General features: G+C 73.9%; 4 protein-coding genes. All 4 read right to left on the reverse strand.

Translation table 11 applies throughout. The annotated features are described in order from the left end of the window. Nucleotides 1–796: glycosyltransferase family A protein (locus CQZ88_RS17715; protein ID WP_102800105.1), on the reverse strand; the 796-nt coding region annotated here is incomplete at its 3' end. A 4-nt stretch (nt 797–800) separates the two neighbouring features. After that, entirely contained in the window at nt 801–1,502 is a 702-nt protein-coding gene (locus tag CQZ88_RS17720; protein ID WP_006933384.1) for a DUF3153 domain-containing protein, read from the reverse strand. 31 nt (nt 1,503–1,533) lie between these two features. Then, on the reverse strand, nt 1,534–2,337 hold the full coding sequence (locus CQZ88_RS17725) for a carotenoid biosynthesis protein (RefSeq protein WP_006933385.1): 804 nt from the start codon (nt 2,335–2,337) through the stop codon (nt 1,534–1,536). Next, a partial coding sequence (locus CQZ88_RS17730) for an NAD(P)/FAD-dependent oxidoreductase (RefSeq protein ID WP_146034326.1) occupies nt 2,334–3,134 on the reverse strand: 801 nt, incomplete at its 5' end. The genes CQZ88_RS17725 and CQZ88_RS17730, both read right to left, overlap by 4 nt.

A 3,134-nucleotide genomic window follows, 5' to 3' on the forward strand; every position in this document is an offset into this window, starting at 1 on the left:
GCGGCGCAGCGCCCTCGTACATCCGGCAGGACGCGACGTCGCCGGCCGCAGCCACCATCGTGCGCCGGCCGGCCCGGCGCAGTGCCCGGGCGAGGTCGAGGTCCTCGGTGGGACTGGACGCGACCGCGACGTGCCCGCCGACAGCGGCATACGCCGGCGCGTCGAACACCAGGAACTGGCCGCACGAGACCGCGGTCGACGGCCGGCGCGAGCGGTGGGACACCGCGACCGGCAGCGTCGCGAACCAGGACCAGAACAGCAGCGGCTGCACGAGCTGTTCGGCGGCGGAGCCGGCCCGCTGGAAGGGCCACGGGGTGAGCAGGTCGGCCCGCCGGTCCCGCAGCAGCGTCACCGCTGCCGCCACCGCGCCCGGCTCCAACCGCACGTCCGCGTCGACGAAGACGACCACGCCGGACGGATCGGTGGCCGCGTACGCGCGGGCGCACGCCGCGGCCTTGCCCGTCCAGCCGGGCGGCGGCGGCGCGGTCGAGCGGATCACCGTGACGTGGGGATCGTCCCCGGCCGCCAGCCGGGCCGCCTCGGCGGTGCCGTCGGCCGAGTCGTCGTCGAAGATCACCACCCGTAGCCGGCGCAGACCCCGCTGGGCCCGCAGATCCGCGACGAGATCCGGCAGGCGCCGGGCCTCGTTGCGGGCCGGAACGATCACGGTCACCGCTTCGTCGACCACACCACCCGGGACGAGCCGGGGCAGGGTGAGGCGATTGACGACGGCGACGGCAGCTCCCAGCGTCGCGGCGGCCGCCCCGGCGCGGACGACCCCGACCAGCGCCCGCATCGCCCTAGGACGCCGTCGCGTCGCCGCGTGTGCGCTGCCGCGGGGGAGCGGGGTTGCGGTTCATCCAGGCGAGGACCCCGATGATCGCGGCGACGCCTGTCGTGACGCCGGCGACGATACCCGCCCAGCCGGCGAATCCCCGGGTGTTCGGGTCGGCGTAGCGGACCTCGGCGCGCAACGTGCTCACCTCACCGGCCGGCAGCTTCCACGTGACGATCGAGTCGGATTCACGGGTGCCGTTGGTCGTGGCCACCCGCGCCGGGAACGCGATCGTGATCTGGACGTCGGTGCCCTGCACGGGCACCGACTCGAGATCGACCTTGCCGTTGACGCTCACCAGGTCTCCGGCGCGCTGCAGCGCGAGCTGGAAGGTGCCCGAGGTCTGGTCGGACATCGACCCGAGCTGTTGGACGTCGCCGAAGCTCAGATCGCTGAAGAACACCTGGCTGCCGACGTACCCGTCCTGGTCGTACTCCTGCACGCGGACCCGGTCGGCGAGCGAGTCCGGGGCCACCAGCTGCGGTCCCTTGTCGTTCTCGTCGGCGGGAATGGTCGCGGCGACGATCTGGCCGGAGACGCGGTCGTCGGCCGAGACCCCCATCGTCGCCTGCACCCGCAGGCAGCCGGCGAGCACGGGGACGAGCAGGAGCAGGAGCGCCGCCGAGAGGGTCCGTCGGCGGGAGCGGGGCGAGGTGGGCAGGCGCACAGCGCCATCGTGCCAGGAGCGCGGGGACGTGTCAGACGCGAGCCCCTGCCCCGGCGCGTCGCCGCAGCGACCACAGCAGCGGGACGCCGAGCACGCTCATGACCGCGAAGCCGTAGACGGCCGAGTACCGCAGCTCCGGGGCGCTCAGGAGCACGCCGTGGGCGAGCGCAGACCCGAGCCACGTCCACAGGAACAGCACCAGCGGCACGGTGTCGTTGCCCGGGTGTACCCGGCCGGTCCGGTCGAGCAGGTCCAGCCCCACCGCCATCAGCGTGGCGACGAGGACCCAGCCGAGATAATTGGTGAGTGGGATCTGCTCGATGCCCGGCAGGCCGCCGCCGTTGCACCAGCTCCACTGTCCGTCGGACACCATCTGTGGGTCGAGGTACAGGTCCCAGCCGACCATCCCCACCGTGGTGAGCGCGATACGGGTCACCCGCTCGCGGTTCCCGCCCGGCCACGGCATCCCGCCGCGGGCGAGCAGCGAGGCCACGTACCAGACCGGGTACATCCCCGCGGTCCAGGCGAGCGGCACCACGAGGGGCACGTCGAACAGGGCGGGACCCAGCCGGTCGGTGGCGTACGCGTAGCAGCCGTACGGGTATCCGGTGGCGGTCCCCACGACCTCGGAGGCGAAGCCGACACCCGCCGTGATCACGAAGAACCCGGCGGTCCAGGCGAGGCCGCGCCGCGCCGCAGCGTGCGCGAGCCCGGCGGCCGCGAGGAGGGTGACCACCGCGACGGTGACGACGTCGCGGGCCTGGCCGGTGGTCAGCGGATAGGCGATCTGCGCGGCGATCGCGCCGCCGGCGAGAACGGCGGGCAGGCGATTCATCGCCGCCACCGCCCCAGCACCCGGCGCAGGGGGCCACCCCCGGCGTCGGCGAGCGCGCGCTGCGCGGCATTGCGCCCGCTCGCGCCGGAGACCCCGCCCCCGGGATGGGTGGACGCGCCGGTCAGATAGAGCCCGTCGGCACCCGGCACCCGGTGCCCGGACAGCTCCGGCAGCGGCCGCCACATGAACATCTGGTCCAGCGACATCTCCACATGCATGACGTTGCCGCCGATCAGGCCCAGTTCGCGTTCGATCTCGTGCGGGGTCTGGATGTGCCGGTGCCGGACGGAACCGGCGAAGCCGGGGGCGAAGCGCTCTATCTCGGCGACGATCCGATCCGCCTCCGACTCGGCCAGTGCGGGCCACCGCCGGCCACCGGAGAGCCGGTACGGGTGCCACTGCGACCACAGGGTCACCTGGTGTTCGCCGGGCGGTGCGATCGACGGATCGATCGCCGTGAAACTCATGGCCAGCACGGCTGGCCGCGGCGGTAGTTCCCCCGCCAGTGCCGCGCCGTGCGCGAGCCGGAGCCGGGCGCGGTCCTCGACGAGCAGTTGCAGGCCCCGCACGGCGTCGGACTCGTCGGCGGGACCGCTGGGGTACCGCGGCAGCGCGTCGGTCGCCAGGCGCAGCACCATGCCGATGCCGGGGCCGACGCGGATCCGGCGCCGCCATGCGTTCAGGCGGGCGCGGTCGAATCCGCCGCGTTCGAGCAGATCGAACGTGGTCAGCACGTGGCAGCCGGCGATCACGGTGCGCGCGGTGACGGTGCGTCCCGAGTCGGTACGTACCGCCCA

It is taken from the genome of Rhodococcus sp. ENV425, assembly GCF_002887785.1.
Lineage (GTDB): Bacteria > Actinomycetota > Actinomycetes > Mycobacteriales > Mycobacteriaceae > Rhodococcus > Rhodococcus aetherivorans.

What these genes read in the sequence shown, in the direction of transcription:
- CQZ88_RS17725 (WP_006933385.1), bottom strand. Translation starts at nt 2,337, where the DNA reads ATGAATCGCCTGCCCGCCGTTCTCGCCGGCGGCGCGATCGCCGCGCAG.